At 65.6% G+C, this 1,231-nt stretch carries 1 protein-coding gene; it reads left to right on the top strand.

Annotated elements, in window-relative coordinates; genetic code table 11:
• Positions 1 to 2: 2 nt before the first annotated feature.
• A protein-coding gene (locus RH94_RS04950) for an IS3 family transposase (protein ID WP_199880870.1) occupies positions 3 to 1,204 on the top strand; the annotation gives its coding sequence in 2 pieces (ribosomal slippage) (positions 3 to 234 and positions 234 to 1,204; 1,203 coding nt in all).
• Positions 1,205 to 1,231: the final 27 nt, after the last annotated feature.

Genomic DNA, 1,231 nt, shown 5'->3' on the forward strand with positions numbered 1-1,231 from the left:
GGATGGTCGCCGAGGTGCGGCCGGAGTACGACACCGAGTGGGCCGCGATGAAAGCGGTCGCCCAGAAACTGGGCATCGGCACGACCGAGACCCTGCGCAAGTGGGTACGGCAGGACCAGATCGATGCCGGCACCCGGCCGGGCACCACGACGGAGGAGTCCGCCGAGCTGAAGCGGCTGAAGAAGGAGAATGCCGAGCTGAAGCGGGCGAACGAGATCCTCAAAGCCGCGGCGTCTTTCTTCGCGGCCGAGCTCGACCGGCCACACACACGCTCGTAGCGTTCATCGACGAGCACAAGGGCCGCTTCGGCGGCGTCGAGCCGATCTGCCGGGTCCTCACCGACCACGACTGCAAGATCGCCCCGTCCACCTACTACGCCCACCACAAGCGCCAGGCCACGCCCGCGGCCCGCACCGTCCGCGACGCCGAGCTCAAGACCCTCATCACAAAGGTGTACGAGGCCAACTACCGTGTCTACGGCGCCCGGAAGATCTGGCGGCACCTGAACCGCCAGGATGTCGCGGTGGCCCGCTGCACCGTCGAGCGCCTCATGCGCGAGCTCGGCATCACCGGAGCGGTCCGCGGCAAGAAGGTGATCACCACGATCCCCGACGCGAGTGCGGAACGGGCTCCAGACCTCGTGGACCGCGACTTCGTCGCCCCGGCCCCGAACCGCTGCTGGGTCGCCGACTTCACCCACGTCGCCACGTTCGCCGGCGTCGTCTACGTCGCCTTCGTCGTGGACACCTTCTCCCGCCGTATCGTCGGCTGGTCCGCGGCCACTTCGAAGGAGACCCGACTCGTCCTGGACGCCCTCGAGATGGCCCTCTGGCAACGCGACCGAGATCAACGATCCCATCAGAAAGGCGAGTTGATACATCACTCCGATGCCGGGTCGCAGTACACATCGTTCGCGCTCGCCGAGCACCTCGACCGGGCAGGCATCGCCGCGTCGATCGGATCGGTCGGCGACGCTTACGACAATGCCCTGATGGAGTCCACGATCGGCCTGTTCAAAACTGAGTTGATCAAGCCCCGTCGGCCCTGGAAGACACTCTCCGAGGTCGAACTGGCCACCGCCGAATGGGTCGACTGGTACTGCCACCGCCGACTGCACGGTGAGATCGGGCACATCCCACCCGCCGAATACGAGACCAACTACTACCTCGAAACCACGAAACCCCAGGTCACAGTCACAACCTAGAGTCTCGATCAAACCCGGAACGGTTCA

The sequence above is a fragment of the Streptomyces kebangsaanensis genome (assembly GCF_001906585.1).
GTDB classification, from domain to species: domain Bacteria; phylum Actinomycetota; class Actinomycetes; order Streptomycetales; family Streptomycetaceae; genus Streptomyces; species Streptomyces kebangsaanensis.